This is a genomic window from Rhizobium sp. BT-226 (assembly GCF_025847085.2).
In the GTDB taxonomy this organism is placed as follows: domain Bacteria; phylum Pseudomonadota; class Alphaproteobacteria; order Rhizobiales; family Rhizobiaceae; genus Rhizobium; species Rhizobium sophorae.
Window position 1 is genome coordinate 1,731,831 of the sequence record NZ_JAOYTI010000002.1, and the last position, 18,861, is coordinate 1,750,691.

An 18,861-nucleotide genomic window follows, 5' to 3' on the forward strand; every position below is an offset into this window, starting at 1 on the left:
ACCCGGATTTCTCGCCGGATCGTGCCGGCAAAACCACCTTGCTATGCGGTGAAGCGACCGGCCACCGGCGGCTTCTTGTAGCCGATCATCCACAGAAGCAGCGCGATCACCAGGAAAACGGCAAAAGCCGGCTGGAGCATCAGCCACTGGAAGATGAGGGTGTAGAAACGCGGGTGGATATAATAGGAAAGGGAGGATTGCAGCGACGTCAGCGTCGTCGGGCTCACATCCTGCCAGGCATCCGAGATCGGCGTCATCACCACGGAGGACGCCGCAACCGATTGGATCGAATCGATGGTCCCGGCAATAACGGCCGCCGCAAGCGCGACAAGACTCGCCAGACGCAACAGGAAACGCATCAATTCCTCCGACGCTCGATATGCCGGACAATTCCGGCCGGCCGCGCCATTCTCCACCTTGAAGAATTACATAGTCATCGATGAGGTGAAGCACAATGGAGTGGCCGAGGCGAGTTTTATCGGAAGAAGTCAAAAAACTGTTAGATTTCGGTTGATCGACAAAAATTCATCGGTATATATCGCGCCGTTCCGACGATTTGCTCCTATCCTAGGCGCGAACGCCAAAAAAGGACAGGTGGCCGAGTGGTTTAAGGCGCACGCCTGGAACGCGTGTGTACGTGAAAGCGTACCGTGGGTTCGAATCCCACCCTGTCCGCCATACCCTCATTCTCAATATTGATTCAAACCGTATCGAGAGCGGGACGCGGAAGCGTTTTTGGCGGCACGCTTCGCTGGAACAAACCGGTCGTCCGCATATTCTCAAGGGCGCTGCAGCAGGGCGCGTCCAATCGGCTTCGGATTCTCGCCGCGCAACACCAGAGAGGTCGTCACGGCTCCAAAACGCGCGATCGTGTCAACGATCGTTTCCAGTTCTCCCGGCGACGGAACCAGCACCTTCAAAAGAAAACAGTCCTCTCCGGTGAGGCGCAATACTTCCATGACCTGCGGCATCTCCGCGAACTGTTTCAGACAGGCCTTGATATGCTCATGCGTCGTGCGCAAGCGAAGCACAGCCGTCATTCCAATTCCCAAAGCGGTGGGGTCGATACGGGCGGAGTAACCGACAATGATGCCGCGGTCTTCCAGCCGCTTGACCCGTTCCGATGCTGCCGGCTGAGAGAGTCCGACCCGTCGACCGAGTTCGGAAATCGCAATGCGTCCATTTTCCTGCATCGCTTCGATAATGGCGATATCGGTTGGATCGAGCAGTACCCGATTGTTTTCCTGAAAAACCATGGGATCACCTTAAAATCATCGGAGAGGGACGCGGTTTTCCGATGATCATTCATTCCGAAGCAAATGAAAGTCCATCATTTTCACCGGCGCGGATGATCAGAGGAAAAGACATGAAGGACATCATCATATTGCCGGGGATCGGCGGTTCGGGCGAGGCTCATTGGCAGACACGCTGGGAAAGGTCGAACCCGGAAATGCGGCGTTTTCAACCAGCCGATTGGGAAAAACCCGACCTGGCGGACTGGATTTCAGCCCTGGAGCGCGCCGTCGGCGCATCGGCAACCCCTCCCCTGCTGGTCGCCCACAGCCTTGCCTGTCTGCTGGTCGCTCATTGGCAGCAGGTTTCTTCGCTTGCCGTTGCCGGAGCGTTTCTTGTGGCAGTCCCGGATCCGCAGTCCGCTTCATTCCCCAAGGAGGCGGCCGGATTCGCCGATGCGCCGTCGCAAAAGCTGCGCTTCCCCACTCTGATTATCGCAAGCGCCGATGATCCTTTCGGCACGCTCGACCATGCCCATGCGCGAGCCGATCTGTGGGGCAGCGGTCTTGTCGCGATCGGTTCTTTCGGCCATGTCAACGGGCAAAGTGGCCTTGAGGACTGGGGCCAGGGAAAGGCCTTGCTGACGGCGTTCTCCGCCGGATTGGCAAGATCTGATCGGGCTTGATCTTGTTTTCGAGTTCACGATCAAACGGCCAAAACAGGCCTTTTCCTGTGCTGGACGCGTCGAGACGGAGCAACGAAAGCCCGCTCGCAAGCGTGGGTTCGAGGCTCATCGAACCCGTCGCTCGGGCGCGGCGAGTTCTAAAGCGTCGAAAGATTCCTGAATTTTTACCATGCGGCTTCACCGCCTCTTTGCACGTTTGGGTTTACCGTCTGCCAAATTTAAAAAAACAGAGGTAAAACAGGTGGAAGAACTTTCGGTACAGTCGAAGATCATCAAATCCGTCTATTTCAGCCAGGAAGACGGGCGGCTCAGGATTTGTTTCAAGAATGGCGAGGAGCGTCTGTTTGAAGGCGTTCCCTCCTCGGAAGCCCATGCGATGACGGTGGCGCCGTCTCCCGGCCATTATTATCTCGACCGGATCAGAACCCGGTTTCGCAGGTTGGCTGCCTGAAACCCCAGGAATGCCGCCAGCCTACGTTGCAGGATTGCGTAAGATCGGGACGATGCCGGTGGATATTAACTTGTTGTTAGCCATCGATATCATCTGGGTTGGATCACGCCTGCCGGAAGGCGGCAGTTTGTCGGTGCTGCCGGCTGGTTCAAAGTCGGCCAGCCGGGAGGCTCGGTGGCGGACCCCAGCCAGGAAGCCGGGCCTCCCCGTCACGGCATGCTTGGGTGGAGCGTAGTGGCGAAACGCATAAGTGGGTTTCAGAGCCCTCTGCTCCTCTTGTTTAATTGAGATCGCATGATGCTCCGCGGACTCCGGTCTCCATCAACGGACTAACGCATTGGGGCTAATCCTGTGAAAAACCCGAATCATCACATCCGGACTCGACAATGCTTTATTAGCATGATTGCATAAAGCTATCGGATAGGACCGGGGGTGATGATGTTCGAGAATCTGCTTGAGATGCAGGAACGTGGCGCACGGGACCGTGCGCGTGGCCGCAGCCTGGCCGACAATCCGATGTCGAAGCCGGATATCCTGCCGATCGCCGATTTTCAGGAATGGTACTCGATGTTCGACGCCTGGCGCTTCGGTTGGTCGATCGAGGATGCGATGGCGGGGCACATCAATATGCCCCGGGATAGCGGCACATTGGCCCAGACCTACACCAGAACGGTCTGATCGATCCTGTCCTCGGCGCCGAAGAATTTCAGGTAGCGTTCGACTTCGGCCGGGTCGCCGGTCGCCTTCTGCGGGTTGTCGGAGAGCTTCACCGCCGGACGGCCGTTGGCGTCGCTGACCTTGCAGACAACGGAGATCGGGTTGAGGCCGGAGATCTCGATCGGCGCGCAGCCGGAAAAATCGTTCGTCAGGTTCGTGCCCCAGCCGAAACTCATGCGCACGCGGCCTTCGAAATGCCGGTAGGTATCGATGATGGCGTCGACATCGAGGCCGTCGGAGAAGATCAGCAGCTTCTGGCGCGGATCACGGCCCATCTTCTTCCACCAGTCGATGATCTTTTCGCCGCCTTCGATCGGCGGAGCACTGTCCGGACGGAAGCCGGTCCAGTCGGCGACCCATTCCGGCGCGTCGCGCAGGAAGGCGGCGGTGCCGAAGGCATCCGGCAGAACGATCAGAAGGTTGCCGCCATAGAGCTTGTTCCAGTCGCGCAGGATCTTGTAGGGGGCGTTGCGCAGCTGCTCATCGGTTTCGGCAAGGGCGGCGGCCACCATCGGCAGCTCGTGAGCATTGGTGCCGACGGCCTCGAGATCGGAATCCATCGCCAGCAATACGTTGCTGGTACCGGCAAAGGCCGGGCCGATGCCTTCCTTTAACGCCTCGACGCACCAGCGCTGCCAGAGGAAACTGTGCCGGCGACGGGTGCCGAAGTCGGAGATGCGTAGGCCCGGCAGTTCTTTCAGCCGTTCGACCTTCGACCACATCTTCGCCTTGGCGCGCGCATAGAGCACATCGAGGGTGAAGGGACCGAGCGCCTTCATCGCCGAGCGCGAGCGCAGCTCGTTGACGATGGCGAGCGCCGGGATTTCCCACATGGTGGTTTCCTTCCACGATCCGTGGAAATCCAGCACATATTGCCCGTCCTTCTTCGACAGCTCGTATTCGGGAAGCTGGAAATTGGAAAGCCACGCAAGGAATTCCGGTTCGAAGATCTGCGCGCGACCATAGAAGCTGTTACCCGCAAGCCAGATCATCTCCTTCTTGGAAAGTCTCAGCGTGCGGGCATGATCGAGTTGCTCGCGCAACTCGCCTTCGTCGATCTCCTCGGCCAGACGTACCCGCTTGGTACGATTGATGAGGGTGAAGGAAGCGTTCACGTCCGGATAAAGCTTCCAGATCATCTGCAACATCAGGAGCTTATAGAAGTCGGTATCGATCAGGCTGCGGATGATCGGATCGAGTTTCCAGGCGTGATTGTAGACGCGTCTTGCAATATCGGTCCTGGCCATCAAACTCCCGCCCCTGTCCACTCCGGTCAGGTGCTGCCAAAATCCTGGGCACTGCCAAGTTCCCAGCCGGCGCACAAAACCGGCTCGTGCGCCTTCTTATCGAAAAATCGGAGGCTAAAGTCCAGACAAAACGATGAACGTCCCGCCGCGGTGTGGCGGCGGGACGTGAACATGATTTGCTTACGATTATTGGGCCGGAGTTGCAGGCGCCACATTCGGAGCGGCCGGCGTGGTGTTCGGCGTTTCGGTTGGTACGGCAGTACCGTTTTGTAGCGTCGGCGCGGGAGCCGGAGCAGGCTGCTGCGACTGGAGCTGCTGACCCGGCTGTTGCGGTGCCACTTCGTCGGCCTCACGACTACCCCAGATTTCGACCGGGATCCAAACCACGAAGGCAAGCACCAGCGCGACGATCAGCACCGTCAGGATGCGATAACCCATGCGTCCTTGCCTTGCCTTCACGGGCGGGATCTGCTCTTCCTTGTGAAGCTTTCCATCCGACTTTTCCCAGCGCGTTTCGGTCTGATGGGCCATCATCGTCTCCTTCCGCTGTCTTGACGGGCCGATACGGCCGCGACGATTTTCGCAGAGGAAACGGGTGGCTGTCTGGAAGGTTCCGAAAGCTCAATAGCCGACGGCGCGGTCGACCACGAATTGTAGCGGCTCGCCGCGCTCGAAGCGGGCGATCTGCGTCTCGACATGACGGAACAGCGCGTTTTCTTCTGAGACTGCCGCGTCGTGCGGCGTGATGAAGACGTTCTGCAATTCCCACAAGGGGTTGTCGGCGGCAAGCGGCTCGGCCTCGAAGACATCGAGGGAAGCGCCGCCGAGGGTGCCGTTACGGATGGCGGACACGATATCGGCCTCGACCTGGCTATTACCGCGGCCGGCATTGATGAAGACCGGCTGCCCGAGCGCGCCGTTGCGGCGCAGCTTCGCAAACAGCCCGGCGTCATAGAAGCCTGATGTTTCAGGCGTCAGCGGCAGCAGGCCGACGAGGATATCGGTCCTGGCGAGGAAGCTGTCCAACCCGCTGGCATCGAAGGTTTCGACGCCGTCGATCTGCTTGCGGCTGCGCGACCAGCCGATGACGTTGAACCCCATCACTTTCAGCTTGGCGACGGCATCCTGCCCGAGAATACCGAGACCCATGACGCCGACCGTCACTTCCGCCGCCTCCGGCGCGATCAGCTTGGCCCATTCACGCTGCCGCTGGTGGCTGTCATGGGCGTATTGGCCGCGCAGATGCATCAGGCATTGCATGACCACCCATTCGCTCATGCGAGTCGTCAGGCTGCGGTCGACGAAGCGGACGATCGGGATCTCAGGCAGGCCGTCCATGCCGATGATGTGGTCGACGCCGGCGCCGCCCGAGAAAATGACCTTGAGGTTCGGCGCCCGCACGAAAAGATCGGCATCGGGCTTCCAGAGAAGCGCGTATTCGACCTCGCGGAGATCGCGCGACCGATCGGCCGGATCGGCAAGATTGATGCTGCCGCGGTCGGCAAAGGCGGTCTTCAGCACGCGGGCGACGCCTTCGGGATTGAACTTGATGTCGACGAGAACGGGAGAACTTGCGGGCATGATCTTCTTTATTGCTGTACGGCGGGTGTCGGCACCGCCTCGATGTTGAAAGCGGCGGCCATCAGCGCCCGGGTGTAATCGTCCTTCGGCGCGCGGAAGATTTCCGAGGACGGTCCCTGCTCCACCACCTTGCCGAAACGCATGACGATGACGTCGTTGGCGAGCGCCTTCACCACCTTCAGGTCGTGGCTGATGAAGAGATAGGCGAGGTCATGCTTCTTCTGCAGATCGCGCAGGAGATCGACCACCTGCGCCTGCACGCTCATGTCGAGCGCGGAGGTCGGCTCGTCGAGCATGACGAAGCGCGGTTTCAGCACCATGGCCCGGGCGATGGCGATGCGCTGGCGCTGGCCGCCGGAGAATTCGTGCGGATAACGCCAGCGGGTCAGGGGATCGAGACCCACTTCCTCCAGCGCCCAGCAGACGCGCTGGTCACGCTCTTCCGATGTCAGGGAGCGCTCATGCACCTTCAGCCCTTCGGCGACGATATCGCCGACCGACATGCGGGGGCTGAGCGACCCATAGGGATCCTGGAAGACGACTTGCAGCTGGTTGCGCAGCGGCCGCATCTCGCTGAATGAATAGCCGGCTATATCCTTCCCGACAAAGGCAATTCGCCCTTGCGAGGAGATCAGCCGGGTGAGGGCCAGGCCAAGCGTGGTCTTACCGGAACCGGACTCGCCGACGACGCCGAGAGTCTGGCCGGCGCGCAGCGAAAGATCGATGCCGTCGACTGCCTTGACGTGATCGACGACCCGACGCATCAGCCCTGCTTTGATCGGGAACCAGACGCGGATATCCGAACCTTCCATCACCAATGGTTTCGACGGATCGGCAAGCGGCGGCTCGCCACGCGGTTCGGAAGCGAGAAGGTGGCGGGTATAGTCGTGCTTGGGATTGGCGAAGACCTCCGCGACCGTCCCGGTTTCGACGATCTTGCCCTTGGTCATGACGCAGACCCGATCGGCGAATTTGCGCACGATGCCGAGATCGTGGGTGATGAACAGCAGCGACATGCCGTGGACGGCCTTCAACTGTCGCAGCAATTCGAGGATCTGCGCCTGCACGGTGACGTCAAGCGCCGTGGTCGGCTCGTCTGCAATCAGCAACTCCGGCCGGTTGGCGAGCGCCATGGCGATCATGACGCGCTGGCGCTGGCCGCCTGACAGTTCGTGGGGATAGGCCTTCAGCCGCTTTTCCGGTTCGCGGATGCCGACCTGATTCAACAGTTCCAGCACGCGCTCACGCGCCCCCTGGCCGGTGAGCCCCTGGTGTAGGGCGAGGATCTCGGCGATCTGCTTCTCGATCGTATGAAGCGGATTGAGCGAGGTCATCGGCTCCTGGAAGATCATGGTGATGTCGTTGCCGCGCACCTCGCGCAGGGCCCGCTCCGACGCCTTCAGAAGGTCCTTGCCCTTGAACAGGATTTCGCCGGAGGGATGGCTTGCGGAGGGATAGGGCAAAAGCCGCAGGATCGAGTTAGCCGAGACCGATTTGCCGGAGCCGGATTCGCCGACGAGCGCCACGACTTCGCCTTTGGCGATATCGAAAGAAATGTGATCGACGGCGAGCGAAGTTTCGCCGCCCTGATGAAAGGCAACCGAGAGATCGCGGACGGAAAGAAGCGGTTCTGTCATGCCACTCATTGAAACGTCTTCCTTGGATCGAAGGCATCGCGCACGGCTTCGCCGATGAAGATCAAAAGGGAAAGCATGATCGACATGGTGAAGAAGGCCGTCAGCCCGAGCCAGGGCGCCTGCAGGTTGGTCTTGCCCTGGGCGATCATCTCGCCGAGCGAAGGGGAGCCGGGCGGCATGCCGAAGCCGAGGAAATCGAGCGAAGTCAGCGTCGTGATCGATCCGGACAGAATGAAGGGCAGGAAGGTCAGTGTCGCGACCATGGCGTTCGGCAGCATGTGCCGCCACATGATGGTGCGGTTGTTGACGCCGAGCGCACGGGCGGCGCGGACATATTCGAAATTGCGGGCGCGCAGGAATTCGGCGCGCACGATGCCGACGAAACCGACCCAGGAAAAGAGCAGCATGATGCCGAGCAGCACGAAGAAGCCTGGCGGCAGAATGGCGGCGATGATCAGCAGGATGTAAAGCACTGGCATCGACGACCAGATTTCGATGAAACGCTGCAGCAAGAGGTCGGTCCAGCCGCCGAAATAGCCCTGCACCGCACCTGCCGTGACGCCGATGATCGCCGAGCAGATGGTGAGCGCCAGGCCGAAGAGCACCGATATGCGGAATCCATAGATGACGCGGGCGAGCACGTCTCGGGCCTGGTCGTCGGTGCCGAGCCAGTTGAGATTGCCGAGAGTGCAGGCGGGATCGTTCATTCCTTGCGGATAGCCGGAGCAACGCTCCTCTTTCGTCATCAGCCAGAACGGGGCGGTCGGCGCCGAATGCGGAATGTTCGAATTGACCGAGCGGTAGGAATAACGGATCGGCGGCCAGATCATCCAGCCATTGGCGTTGATCTCGTCGGCAATGACGGAGGAGCGGTAGTCGGTTTCTGCCAGGAAGCCGCCGAACTTCTCCTCGGGATAGTCGATCAGCACGGGAAAGAGGATTTCGCCCTTGTAGGAGGCGATGACCGGCCGGTCGTTGGCAAGGAATTCTGCAAACAGGCTGAGCCCGAACAGCAGCAGGAAAAGCCACAGCGACCAGTAGCCGCGGCCGTTCGCCCGGAAATTCTTCCAGCGACGGATGTTCGTTGGCGATAGCAGCCCCTTGCGCGGCGGCTTGACGGGGGTTGCAGTGACAGGATTTGCGGCGGCGTCCATCAGACATCCCTCCGCTCGAAATCGATGCGCGGATCGATCCAGGTGTAGATCAGGTCGGAAATCAAGCTGACGAACAGACCGAGCAGCGAGAAGATGTAGAGCGTGGCGAAGACGATCGGATAATCCCGGTTGACTACCGAGAGATAACCGAGACGGCCGAGGCCATCGAGCGAGAAGATATTTTCGATCAGCAGCGATCCGGTGAAGAAGGCGGAAATGAAGGCGCCGGGGAAGCCGGCGATGATGATCAGCATGGCATTGCGGAAAACATGGCCGTAAAGGACCTGCCGCTCATTCAGACCCTTGGCGCGGGCGGTGACGACATACTGCTTCTTGATTTCCTCGATGAAGGAATTCTTGGTCAGCAGGGTCGTCGTCGCGAAGGCTGCGAGCGAAAGCGAAATCAGTGGCAGGGTGAGGTGCCAAAAATAATCGAGCGGCTTCTGCCACCAGGCGAGCTGATCGAAATTGTCGGAGACCAGGCCGCGCAGCGGAAACCAGTCGTAGAAGGAGCCGCCGGCGAAAAGCACGATCAGCAGGATGCCGAAGAGGAAGCTCGGCACGGCATAACCGACGACGATGACGCCCGATGTCCAGACGTCGAAGGTCGATCCGTCCTTGACTGCCTTGCGGATGCCGAGCGGGATGGAAATGGCATAGGAGAAGATCAGGATCCAGATGCCGAGCGAGATCGATACCGGAAGCTTCTCCTTGATGAGTTCGAGCACGGATGTGTTGCGGAAGAAACTCTCGCCGAAATCGAAGCGGATGTAATTCCACATCATCTCGCCGAAGCGCGTCAGCGGCGGCTTGTCGAAGCCGAACTGTTTTTCGAGTTTGGCGATCAGTTCCGGATCGAGCCCTTGGGCGCCGCGATATCTGGAGCCTTCGTCCCCTCCTCCGTCACCCATCAGGTCACCGCCACCGGACAGGCGCTGATCGGCGCCATCGGCCTGGCCGGTCAATTGGGCGATCACTTGCTCGACCGGGCCACCCGGTGCGAATTGAATGACGATGAAGGAAATCGCCATGATGCCGACGATGGTCGGTATCATCAGAAGCAGGCGGCGAATGACATAGGCGCCCATCAGCCTTCAGCCTCCGGAAATCTTCTTCTTGTCTGCCTGCCGTCCAGTCCGATGCTGCTCAATCCGCCAGCCTTCCCTTGCCGGCCGTACCGGCTTGTCGTGATTCGCTTGCGCCATTTGGAGCCGAGGCCGCCTTCAATGCAAGCCCGCTCATTTCGCCGAGGTCGACCACCAGGCATCCGGGAAGCCCAGGCTATAGGCCGGGAATTCGGCGGGATGGGTGATCGTGTTCCAATAGACGATGTTCTGGGTACCGCGGTAGAACAGCGGGATGACGTAATGGTTTGCAAGCAGTACCCTGTCCATCGCCTTGATCGCCGCGACCTGTTCATCGCGGTTCGGCGCGAAGATGATCATGCGGATGAGTTCATCGACGGCCGGATTGGCGATGCCCGCGTAATTATGAGACCCCTGCTGATTGACCGAACCAGATCCCCAATAGTCGGCCTGTTCGTTGCCGGGGTTCATCGTCTGCGCCCAGACATTCCAGATCATGTCGAAGTCGAAACTGCGTTCGCGGTTGACGTTTTGCGAGGCATCGACCGTCCGCACGCGCGCATCTATGCCGATTTTCCTGAGATTGCTGGCATAGGGCACCGCCCAGCGCTCCAGTATGGGGCTGGACAACAGGATCTCGAAACTCATCTGCTGGCCAGTCTTGGTATTGACCATGCGATTGCCCTTGAGCTCCCAGCCGGCTTCTTTCAGAAGCGCAATCGCCTTGCGGAGATTGTCGCGGCTCTTTTGCGGATCGCCTCCGACAGGATTGGCATAGGGCGCCGTGAAGACTTCGGGCGGAACCTTATCCTTCATGCCCTGCAGAATTTCCAGTTCTCTACCTTGTGGAAGGCCGGAGGAGGCGAGTTCGGTATTCCAGAAATAACTGTCGATGCGCTTGTAGCTGTTGAAGGCAACGGTGCGGTTCAGCTCCTCAAAATCCAGTCCATAGTTCAGCGCCTCGCGGACCCTGATGTCCTTGAAGAGGTCACGTCGCATGTTGGGCACGAGAGCCTGCATGATGCCGGTGGCGCGCAGCGGGTTTGCAACCTCCTCTTTCTTGAGACGTCCTTCCTTCACCGCGGGGAAATCATATCCCGTCGCCCAGCGGGCAGCCGTGGTCTCCTGCCAGTAGTCGCTATTGCCGGCGCGAAAGGCTTCGAACTCGACGTCCCGATCACCAAAATAGGTGTAGATGACGTTGCGGAAATTGTTCTGGCCGACATTTACATTGAGGTTCTTACCCCAATAATCGTCACGCAGTTCATAACGGATCGTCGCGCCGGGCGAGAAGGAAGCAATCTTGTAAGGTCCCGAACCCATCACCGGCTCGAGCGTCGTCTTTGAGATATCGCGTGGCTTGCCGTCTGGTCCCTGCCCCTCCCACCAATGTTTCGGCACGACCACCAACTGACCGAGAATATTCGGGAGCTCCCGGTTGTTCTTTTCGTCGAAAGTGAAGGTCACGTCGCGTTCGCCGGTCTTCTCGGCCTTCACCACGTGCCGGTAGTAGTTCGCGCTGATGGGATTCAGTTCCTTCGTCTTATCCAGGCTGAAGATGACATCCTCGGGCGTTACCGGCTGACCATCCGCCCATTTCGCTTCCTTGCGCAGGCGGAAGGTCGTGCTCGAGACGTCGGCGGGAAAAGACAGCCCTTCGGCAAGCAGACCGTAGGAGACGAGCAGCTCGTCGTCGGCGGGCTTCATCAGCGTGTCGTAAACGAGCGTCAAGCCCACTGCCGCCTGGCCTTTAGCGAGCAGCGGGTTGAAGGTGTCGAAGGCGCCGCTTGCGGAGAGGCGCAGATCTCCGCCTTTCGGAGCATCGGGATTGACGTAGTCGAAGTGCGCAAAGCCCGGCCTGTACTTCATCTCGCTGATGACCGAGCTTCCGATCAGAAACGGCTGGTCCTGAGCCGTTGCCGTCATTGGCGCCAGGGCCCCCGCAAGCGACAGAAACAAACCGATCTTCGACCACAGAGTCGTCATTCACGCTTCCCCTGAATATTGATGGATACGACAATACGAGAAATAGGGGCGAAAAACAGGAGAGAGTCTGGTTTTTGCCGGGCTCGCGAAATTTTGAGCCGCCAGCTCCTGTCAAAGGTCAGCTCCTGTCAATGCCTGAGGCGCTGCGGTCTTCCGTCACCGGCCCTTCCTGCGGCCGTCCGGCAAATCATCGATTCACCAAAATCGCTTTTCAGGATAGATTCGAGTGCAAATCACTTCGACATCGAATTAAGGGAACAGCATGGCTTTCGGCTTCGCCCAGGCTTTCAGGACATTAGGCACACTGGCGCTTGCCGGCGCGATCGGCGCAGGCCTTGCCGCTGGCGACGTCGGCGCTGAGCAGAAGACGCCAAGCCCAGGCAGCGCCAAGGCGCTGTTCGGCGGCGCCGGCCTGCCGACGCGGGGGCCAGCGCAGCCGATCGGCTTCTATGCTAAGGGCTGCATGACGGGTGCGGTGGCGCTGCCGACCGATGGCCCGACCTGGCAGGCGATGCGGCTTTCGCGCAACCGTCGCTGGGGCAATCCGGCGATGATCGCGCTCTTGGAGCGGTTTTCGCAGGATGCGGTCAAATATGCCGGCTGGCCCGGCATCCTTGTCGGCGATATCGCGCAACCACGCGGCGGGCCGATGCTCAACGGCCATTCCTCGCACCAGATCGGCCTCGATGCCGATATCTGGTTTAGCCCGATGCCGGCGCGCCGCATGACGGCCCAGGAACGCGAGGACCTGCCCTTCACCAGCATGCTGCAGAAGGACAAGTTCCTCACCGTCAACCCCAAGGTATGGACAGAATCGCGCGCGCGGCTTTTGATGCTCGCGGCGAGCTATCCCGAAGTGGAGCGCATCTTCGTCAATCCGGCGATCAAGAAGAAGATGTGCGACACCTGGGCCGGCGACCGCACCAACCTTGGCAAACTCCGGCCGATATACGGCCATGACTCGCATTTCCACATCCGCATCAAATGCCCGCCGGGCGCTGCCGGATGCACGCCGCAAGCTCCTGTCCCCGCCGGCGACGGCTGCGACAAGTCGCTCGCCTATTGGTTCACGCCGGCGCCTTGGGCGCCGCCGAAACCGCCCAAGCCCGGCGCCAAGCCGCCGAAGCCGCCGCGTGAGATGATGGTCACCGATCTGCCCAACGCTTGCGCCGCCGTGCTCAACGCCGCTTCCGTTGCTTCGATGCAGGCCGCCACCTATGGTGGACCCTCCGCCGCAAGCGCGCTCGCCGCCGCTCCGCCAGCCGCGTCGGCTGATGACACTGATGAGGCGTTACCGGATGTCGGCCCGGTTCCGAACGACAAGCCGGCGATCCAATGAAGGGGCGGATGCACTGTCTTTCAAATCGCAAGCTGTTGGTATACAGCGGTCAAATCGATTGAATTGTTGGGGCGGAGATTCACTTCATGGCCGGCGGCAAATGCCTTGCGCTGATCGCGCATGACCAGAAGAAGGACGACATGGCAGCGTTCGCCCGCGCCAACCGGGACATTCTCTCGCGCTGGAAGATCGTCGCGACGGGCACGACCGGCGGGCGGGTGCTCGACGCCGCTCCCGATCTTAACGTCGTCAGGTTGAAAAGCGGCCCACTCGGCGGCGACCAGCAGATCGGCGCGCTGATTTCGACCGGCGAGGTCGACGCCCTGATCTTCTTCGTCGACCCCTTGACCCCGATGCCGCACGATGTCGACGTAAAGGCGCTGATGCGGCTGGCGATCGTCTACGATATTCCGATGGCGCTCAACCACGCGACCGCTATAAAACTTCTTCCCACACTTAAAGCCTGATCAGCACGGAACCGGCCATGCCAAAACCGAACAACAGCACCGCTCCGCTGCCTTTCCCGATCCTGATCGGCGATATCGGCGGCACCAATGCCCGCTTCTCCATCCTCACCGATGCCTATGCCGAGCCGAAGCAGTTTCCGAACGTGCGCACGGCGGATTTCGCCACGATCGACGAAGCGATCCAGCAAGGCGTGCTCGACAAAACCGCCGTGCAGCCGCGCTCGGCGATCCTCGCCGTCGCCGGCCCGATCAACGACGACGAGATCCCGCTGACCAATTGCGACTGGGTGGTGCGGCCAAAGACGATGATCGAGGGCCTCGGCATGGAGGATGTGCTCGTCGTCAACGATTTCGAGGCGCAGGCGCTGGCAATTGCCGCGCTTTCGGATGAAAACCGCGAACGCATCGGCGACGCCACCGGCGACATGATCGCGTCGCGCGTCGTGCTCGGACCGGGCACCGGCCTCGGCGTCGGCGGGCTCGTGCATGCCCAGCACAGCTGGATCCCGGTTCCCGGCGAAGGCGGCCATGTCGATCTCGGGCCGCGCAGCAAGCGCGACTATGACATCTTCCCGCATATCGAGACGATCGAAGGCCGCGTTTCGGCCGAGCAGATCCTCTGCGGGCGCGGCCTCGTCAACCTCTACCATGCCATCTGCATGGTCGACGGCATCGAGCCGACGATGAGGGATCCGGCCGACATCACCTCGCACGCGCTTGCCGGCAGCGACAAGGCGGCGGTAGAGACCGTCTCGCTGTTTGCCACCTATCTCGGCCGCGTGGCGGGAGACATGGCGATGGTGTTCATGGCGCGCGGCGGCGTCTATCTCTCCGGCGGCATCTCGCAGAAGATCCTCCCGGCGCTGAAGAGACCGGAATTCCGCATCGCCTTCGAGGACAAGGCGCCGCATACGGCGCTACTTCGCACCATCCCGACCTATGTGGTGACACATCCACTGGCAGCGCTCGCCGGACTTTCCTCCTATGCGCGCATGCCGGCGAATTTCGGCGTCTCGACCGAGGGCCGCCGCTGGCGGCGCTGAGCCCGGCGCAGAACAATAGAGCGTCATTGGCACCTCCTATCCGGAGGCGCGGCGCTCTAGCCAAACCAATCCCAACTCTTTATAGACCCCGGCAAAAGTGCGTGTCGCCCTCACGGGGCGCTTGGCCCGAGACAGGAAACCCTATTTGGAAGCGGCGGAAAGCAGAACGCAGAGCGTCAGCAGCGATACCGTAACCGGCATCCTGAAGCGCATCATCGCTGAAAACGGCCGCGATCATCTTTGGGGCTATGTCTTTGCGATTGCCTGCCTCATCGTGGTGGCGCTTTCGACGGCATTCACCGCCTGGATCATGCGGGCGATCATCGACGAGGCCTTCGCCAATCGCCGCGCCGACGTCGTCTGGATCATCTGTCTTTCGATCTTCATCGCCTTCGTGCTGCGCGGTTTTGCGAGCTATGGCCAGGCGGTGGCGCTTTCCAGGGTCGGCAACGATATCGTCGCCCGCTACCAGCGCCGGCTCTATGCGCATTTGATGACGCTTTCGGTCGGCTTCTTCAGCGAGGCGCGCTCGGCCCATATCGCCGCGCAGGTAAGCCAGAATGTCAGCGGCATCCGCGACGTGCTCAACCTGACGATCACCTCGACGGTGCGCGACCTGCTGACCTTCGTTTCGCTGCTCGCCGTGATGATCATCCAGGATCCGCTGCTCAGCCTTGCCGTGTTCATCATGGCGCCGCCGCTGCTTTATGCACTGCGCTATGTTTCCAAGCGGCTGCGCTCGGCCACCCGCGAGGCCGTGCATCTGAACAGCCATGTTCTCGGCGCCATGCAGGAGACGATCCAGGGCATCGCCATCGTGAAAGCCTTCACGATGGAAGAAGAACTGGAGCGCAAGGTCAACAAACTGATCAAAGGCGCCGAAAGCCGGGCCAACCGGATTGCCCGGCTTTCCGAACGCACGTCTCCGCTGACGGAAAGCTTCGCAGGTTTTGCCGTCGCCAGCGTGCTTGCCTATGCCGCCTACCGCTCGATCTACTACAATGTACCGCCGGGCGCCTTCTTCTCCTTCGTCACGGCGCTGCTGCTTGCCTATGACCCGGCCCGCCGGCTTGCCCGCCTGCAGGTGCAGATGGAGCGCGCCGTCGTCAATGCGCGGATGATCTATGAACTGCTCGACATGGAACCGCGCCAGCGCGACCTGCCGGATGCCCGGCCGCTGACGGTGACGCAGGCGAGGATCGAATTCCGCAATGTGTCCTTCGCCTACGGCAATGAGAGCGTACTCAGCGGCGTCAGTTTCATCGCCGAGGGCGGCGCGACCACAGCGCTGGTCGGCCCTTCAGGTGCCGGCAAATCCACCGTCATCAGCCTCATTCCGCGCTTCTACGATCCGCGCGAGGGCGAAATCCTGATCGACGGACAGGACATCGCCCACATCACCAAGAAGTCGCTGCGCCAGCAGCTCGCCTATGTCTCGCAGCAGCCCTATCTGTTCGAAGGCACGATCCGCGACAATATCCGCTATGGCCGGCCGGAAGCGACCGATGCCGAGGTGGAAGAGGCGGCCCGGCTTGCCTATGCGCATGACTTCATCTCGGCACAGCCGCAGGGTTACGAGACGCCGGTCGGCGAAAACGGCGTGACGCTTTCGGGCGGCCAGCGCCAGCGGCTGTCGATCGCGCGCGCTTTGGTGCGCAATGCGCCGATCCTGCTTCTCGACGAGGCGACGTCGGCCCTGGACACCGAATCCGAAGCCGCCGTGCAGAAGGCGCTCGACGAGGCGATGACCGGACGCACCGTCGTCGTCATCGCCCATCGGCTTTCGACCGTGGTGCGGGCCGACAAGATCGTCGTCATGCAGCAGGGCCGCGTCGTCGAGGAAGGCAATCACGAGACGCTTGCGAAGGTCAGCGACGGTCTTTACGCTCGCCTCAACAATCTGCAGAGGCCTTCGGCCTCCGATTCAAACTGATCTGGCGAGACTGACATGAGCGATGCTGCGATGAAACTGGTGGTGGTTGGCGCAGCAGGACGCATGGGGCAGACGTTGATCCGGCTCATCCATTCCATCGAGGGCGTCAGGCTGCATGCTGCGGTCGAGCGCGCCGGCTCGCCCTTCGTCGGCAAGGATGCCGGCGAAATCGCCGGTCTCGGCCCGACCGGCGTCGTCATCGGCGACGACCCGCTCCAGGCCTTCCTGCATGCCGAAGGCGTGCTCGACTTCACCTCGCCTGCCGCAACGGTGGAATTCTCAGGCCTCGCCGCGCAAGCCCGCATCGTCCATGTGATCGGCACGACCGGCTGTTCGGACGACGACAATGCCAGGATCGCCGCGGCGGCCCGGCATGCGCGCGTCGTCAAATCGGGCAATATGAGCCTCGGGGTCAACCTGCTTGGCGTGCTCGCAGAGCAGGCAGCGCGTGCGCTCGATTCTGTCGACTGGGACATCGAGATCCTGGAAATGCACCACAAGCACAAGGTGGATGCGCCCTCCGGCACTGCCCTTCTCCTCGGCGACGCCGCGGCAAAAGGGCGCGGCATCGATCTTGCTTCGAAGTCGGTCCGGGTGCGCGACGGCCATACCGGGGCCCGCGAGGCGGGTACGATCGGCTTTGCGACGCTGCGCGGCGGCTCCGTCATCGGCGAGCATTCCGTGCTTTTTGCCGGCGAAGGTGAAATCGTCACCCTTTCGCACAGTGCGGCCGACCGCTCGATCTTTGCGCGCGGCGCCATCAAGGCGGCCCTCTGGGCGCGTGACAAGAAGCCGGGTCTCTATTCCATGCTCGACGTGCTCGGGCTCTCTTCCTCATAACGATACTACGGAGGCATATTCATGAGCGGTACCCTCGTCCTCGTTCGCCACGGCCAGAGTGACTGGAACCTGAAGAATCTCTTCACCGGCTGGAAAGATCCCGATCTGACTGAGCTCGGCATCCAGGAAGCCAATGCAGGCGGCGCGGCGCTCGCCGAATACGGTATCAAATTCGACGTCGCCTATACCTCGGTGCTGGTGCGTGCGCAGCACACGCTGAAGCTCATCCTCGACAAGGTCGGCCAGCCCGATCTCCTGACGATCCGCGACCAGGCGCTGAACGAGCGCGACTACGGCGATCTCTCCGGCCTCAACAAGGACGATGCACGCGCCAAATGGGGCGAGGAACAGGTGCATATCTGGCGCCGTTCCTATGACGTGCCGCCTCCCGGCGGTGAAAGTCTGCGCGACACCGGCGCCCGCGTCTGGCCCTACTACCTCACCGAAATCCTGCCGCGCGTGCTCAGAGGCGAGAAGGTGCTGGTCGCCGCACACGGCAATTCGCTGCGTTCACTTGTCATGGTGCTCGACAAGCTGAGCAAAGAAGGTGTGCTCGCCCTCAACCTCGCGACCGGCGTGCCGATGGTCTACACACTGAAGGCGGATTCTACCGTCGCTTCCAAAGAAGTGCTCGGCGACATGTCGGGCGCACATTGATCTCAGCTGATCTTTCCCCGCTACGGCGGGGAAAGGCGCTCAGTTCTCGATCGTGAACTGCACCCGGTCGGCCGCAAAGCGGCTGATCGAATATTGCACCGGCACGCCGTCGAGATCGGTATTCATCGCCTTGGCGATCAGCAGGATCGCGCCGGGGGTGAGTTCGAGATCGGCCATATCGGCTGCATCGGCATGGGCGGCCGTCACCTCGGTGGTCGCCCTGATATAGTCCGCCAGACCCAGCTCCGCGAAGGCCTTGGTGATCGATTCCCGCTTGCGATAGGCCTCGCCGATACCGGCAAAGCGCTTGGCGGGAAACCAGCTCGTCGCCCTTGAAACCGGCCGCTTGTCTGCCTGGCGCAATGTTTCCAGGCGGATCACCTGTTCTCCCGGCTTCAGGCCCAGCCAGCGGGCAATCTCGGCACTCGCCTCCTCCTTCGCCTCATCGAGCAGAAGGCCGCGCATTTCACGCGCCTGATCGCCGATGCCGGCGGTAAAACGCGTGCGGCGGGTGATCGGGAAATTCAGCCGCTCCTTGCGTTCGATCATCGTGCCGCGACCTTGCACCGCACGCACGATCCCCTCCTGCGCCAATGCCGCCAAAGCGCTGCGCACGGTATGCCGGTTGACACCGAATTGCAGGGCCAGGACCGTTTCCGGCGGCACCATTCCCGTTTCGTCATAGGCTCCGGTGCTGATCGCCTCACGAATCCGATCGGCGATCTGACGCCAGAGCGCCACGCCGGTTTGCCTTTGCACCTGGTTCAATCCCGCCATTCCAACCCTGCTCTGCCATTTCACCCCGA

At 61.1% G+C, this 18,861-nt stretch carries 19 protein-coding genes and 1 tRNA gene; 10 read left to right on the forward strand and 10 right to left on the reverse strand.

The features are described 5' to 3' along the window. Positions 1-41: 41 nt before the first annotated feature. On the reverse strand, positions 42-359 hold the full coding sequence (locus OIU37_RS18830) for a hypothetical protein (protein ID WP_003544459.1): 318 nt from the start codon (positions 357-359) through the stop codon (positions 42-44). 229 nt (positions 360-588) lie between these two features. Here OIU37_RS18830 and OIU37_RS18835 point away from each other — a divergent pair. Beyond that, positions 589-678: transfer RNA gene (locus tag OIU37_RS18835), tRNA-Ser, on the forward strand. Between the two features lie 101 nt (positions 679-779). Here OIU37_RS18835 and OIU37_RS18840 read toward each other — a convergent pair. Beyond that, positions 780-1,256: an Lrp/AsnC family transcriptional regulator gene (locus OIU37_RS18840; RefSeq protein ID WP_264258363.1), complete on the reverse strand. Its 477-nt coding sequence runs from the start codon at positions 1,254-1,256 to the stop codon at positions 780-782. A 41-nt stretch (positions 1,257-1,297) separates the two neighbouring features. Between OIU37_RS18840 and OIU37_RS18845 the strand changes: the two genes are divergently transcribed. The 3 genes from OIU37_RS18845 (at position 1,298) to OIU37_RS18855 (ending at position 3,047) form a co-directional block, all read left to right on the forward strand. Continuing rightward, entirely contained in the window at positions 1,298-1,918 is a 621-nt protein-coding gene (locus OIU37_RS18845) for an alpha/beta hydrolase (protein WP_264258364.1), read from the forward strand. A 241-nt stretch (positions 1,919-2,159) separates the two neighbouring features. Then, positions 2,160-2,369 (forward strand): KTSC domain-containing protein, encoded by a 210-nt coding sequence (locus OIU37_RS18850; protein ID WP_129422324.1) that lies wholly within the window; start codon positions 2,160-2,162, stop codon positions 2,367-2,369. A 438-nt stretch (positions 2,370-2,807) separates the two neighbouring features. After that, complete coding sequence (locus OIU37_RS18855) at positions 2,808-3,047, forward strand: CrpP-related protein (protein ID WP_003544454.1); 240 nt, start codon at positions 2,808-2,810, stop codon at positions 3,045-3,047. Here the strand turns inward: OIU37_RS18855 and pncB are convergent. The 7 genes from pncB to OIU37_RS18890 form a co-directional block, all read right to left on the reverse strand. Then, positions 3,029-4,333 carry a nicotinate phosphoribosyltransferase gene (gene pncB, locus OIU37_RS18860; RefSeq protein WP_180694140.1) on the reverse strand — a complete coding sequence of 435 codons (1,305 nt, stop codon included), beginning with the start codon at positions 4,331-4,333 and terminating at the stop codon, positions 3,029-3,031. The two genes, OIU37_RS18855 and pncB, sit on opposite strands and share 19 nt — an antisense overlap. A 186-nt stretch (positions 4,334-4,519) precedes the next feature. Continuing rightward, positions 4,520-4,867 carry a hypothetical protein gene (locus OIU37_RS18865; protein WP_171376577.1) on the reverse strand — a complete coding sequence of 116 codons (348 nt, stop codon included), beginning with the start codon at positions 4,865-4,867 and terminating at the stop codon, positions 4,520-4,522. 87 nt (positions 4,868-4,954) lie between these two features. Further along, complete coding sequence (locus OIU37_RS18870) at positions 4,955-5,914, reverse strand: glyoxylate/hydroxypyruvate reductase A (protein ID WP_264258365.1); 960 nt, start codon at positions 5,912-5,914, stop codon at positions 4,955-4,957. An 8-nt stretch (positions 5,915-5,922) separates the two neighbouring features. Further along, the gene (locus OIU37_RS18875) at positions 5,923-7,560 is read right to left on the reverse strand and encodes an ABC transporter ATP-binding protein (protein ID WP_264258366.1); all 1,638 of its coding nucleotides are present in this window, start codon (positions 7,558-7,560) and stop codon (positions 5,923-5,925) included. After that, a complete protein-coding gene (locus OIU37_RS18880) occupies positions 7,557-8,705 on the reverse strand; it encodes an ABC transporter permease (protein ID WP_168312747.1) in 1,149 nt (382 codons plus the stop codon). The genes OIU37_RS18875 and OIU37_RS18880 overlap by 4 nt, the downstream gene beginning before the upstream one ends. Continuing rightward, positions 8,705-9,793 (reverse strand): microcin C ABC transporter permease YejB, encoded by a 1,089-nt coding sequence (locus OIU37_RS18885; protein ID WP_240604332.1) that lies wholly within the window; start codon positions 9,791-9,793, stop codon positions 8,705-8,707. The genes OIU37_RS18880 and OIU37_RS18885 overlap by 1 nt, the downstream gene beginning before the upstream one ends. Before the next feature lie 150 nt (positions 9,794-9,943). Beyond that, positions 9,944-11,776, reverse strand: coding sequence for an extracellular solute-binding protein (locus OIU37_RS18890; protein ID WP_264258368.1), 1,833 nt, complete (start codon positions 11,774-11,776; stop codon positions 9,944-9,946). 262 nt (positions 11,777-12,038) lie between these two features. Between OIU37_RS18890 and mepA the strand changes: the two genes are divergently transcribed. From mepA to OIU37_RS18920, 6 genes are all read left to right on the forward strand, one after another. Next, entirely contained in the window at positions 12,039-13,115 is a 1,077-nt protein-coding gene (gene mepA, locus OIU37_RS18895) for a penicillin-insensitive murein endopeptidase (protein ID WP_240604334.1), read from the forward strand. An 86-nt stretch (positions 13,116-13,201) separates the two neighbouring features. Further along, positions 13,202-13,582 (forward strand): methylglyoxal synthase, encoded by a 381-nt coding sequence (locus OIU37_RS18900; RefSeq protein WP_264258369.1) that lies wholly within the window; start codon positions 13,202-13,204, stop codon positions 13,580-13,582. A gap of 17 nt (positions 13,583-13,599) precedes the next feature. Next, the gene (locus tag OIU37_RS18905) at positions 13,600-14,625 is read left to right on the forward strand and encodes a glucokinase (protein ID WP_264258371.1); all 1,026 of its coding nucleotides are present in this window, start codon (positions 13,600-13,602) and stop codon (positions 14,623-14,625) included. 145 nt (positions 14,626-14,770) lie between these two features. Then, a complete protein-coding gene (locus OIU37_RS18910; RefSeq protein ID WP_180694147.1) occupies positions 14,771-16,558 on the forward strand; it encodes an ABC transporter ATP-binding protein in 1,788 nt (595 codons plus the stop codon). 15 nt (positions 16,559-16,573) lie between these two features. Next, entirely contained in the window at positions 16,574-17,398 is an 825-nt protein-coding gene (gene dapB, locus OIU37_RS18915; protein WP_264258372.1) for a 4-hydroxy-tetrahydrodipicolinate reductase, read from the forward strand. 21 nt (positions 17,399-17,419) lie between these two features. Beyond that, complete coding sequence (locus tag OIU37_RS18920) at positions 17,420-18,055, forward strand: 2,3-bisphosphoglycerate-dependent phosphoglycerate mutase (RefSeq protein ID WP_072640036.1); 636 nt, start codon at positions 17,420-17,422, stop codon at positions 18,053-18,055. Positions 18,056-18,094: 39 nt separating this feature from the next. Here the strand turns inward: OIU37_RS18920 and phnF are convergent, their stop codons facing one another. Further along, the gene (gene phnF, locus OIU37_RS18925) at positions 18,095-18,832 is read right to left on the reverse strand and encodes a phosphonate metabolism transcriptional regulator PhnF (protein ID WP_264258373.1); all 738 of its coding nucleotides are present in this window, start codon (positions 18,830-18,832) and stop codon (positions 18,095-18,097) included. Positions 18,833-18,861 lie beyond the last annotated feature (29 nt).

Bases quoted from the DNA above. Each gene is read 5' to 3' on its own strand.
- OIU37_RS18830 (WP_003544459.1), bottom strand. From the start codon at position 359: ATGCGTTTCCTGTTGCGTCTGGCGAGTCTTGTCGCGCTTGCGGCGGCC.
- OIU37_RS18840 (WP_264258363.1), bottom strand. From the start codon at position 1,256: ATGGTTTTTCAGGAAAACAATCGGGTACTGCTCGATCCAACCGATATC.
- OIU37_RS18845 (WP_264258364.1), top strand. From the start codon at position 1,298: ATGATCATTCATTCCGAAGCAAATGAAAGTCCATCATTTTCACCGGCG.
- OIU37_RS18855 (WP_003544454.1), top strand. From the start codon at position 2,808: ATGTTCGAGAATCTGCTTGAGATGCAGGAACGTGGCGCACGGGACCGT.
- pncB (WP_180694140.1), bottom strand. From the start codon at position 4,333: ATGGCCAGGACCGATATTGCAAGACGCGTCTACAATCACGCCTGGAAA.
- OIU37_RS18865 (WP_171376577.1), bottom strand. From the start codon at position 4,867: ATGATGGCCCATCAGACCGAAACGCGCTGGGAAAAGTCGGATGGAAAG.
- OIU37_RS18870 (WP_264258365.1), bottom strand. From the start codon at position 5,914: ATGCCCGCAAGTTCTCCCGTTCTCGTCGACATCAAGTTCAATCCCGAA.
- OIU37_RS18875 (WP_264258366.1), bottom strand. From the start codon at position 7,560: ATGAGTGGCATGACAGAACCGCTTCTTTCCGTCCGCGATCTCTCGGTT.
- OIU37_RS18880 (WP_168312747.1), bottom strand. From the start codon at position 8,705: ATGGACGCCGCCGCAAATCCTGTCACTGCAACCCCCGTCAAGCCGCCG.
- OIU37_RS18885 (WP_240604332.1), bottom strand. From the start codon at position 9,793: ATGGGCGCCTATGTCATTCGCCGCCTGCTTCTGATGATACCGACCATC.
- OIU37_RS18890 (WP_264258368.1), bottom strand. From the start codon at position 11,776: ATGACGACTCTGTGGTCGAAGATCGGTTTGTTTCTGTCGCTTGCGGGG.
- mepA (WP_240604334.1), top strand. From the start codon at position 12,039: ATGGCTTTCGGCTTCGCCCAGGCTTTCAGGACATTAGGCACACTGGCG.
- OIU37_RS18900 (WP_264258369.1), top strand. From the start codon at position 13,202: ATGGCCGGCGGCAAATGCCTTGCGCTGATCGCGCATGACCAGAAGAAG.
- OIU37_RS18905 (WP_264258371.1), top strand. From the start codon at position 13,600: ATGCCAAAACCGAACAACAGCACCGCTCCGCTGCCTTTCCCGATCCTG.
- dapB (WP_264258372.1), top strand. From the start codon at position 16,574: ATGAGCGATGCTGCGATGAAACTGGTGGTGGTTGGCGCAGCAGGACGC.
- OIU37_RS18920 (WP_072640036.1), top strand. From the start codon at position 17,420: ATGAGCGGTACCCTCGTCCTCGTTCGCCACGGCCAGAGTGACTGGAAC.
- phnF (WP_264258373.1), bottom strand. From the start codon at position 18,832: ATGGCGGGATTGAACCAGGTGCAAAGGCAAACCGGCGTGGCGCTCTGG.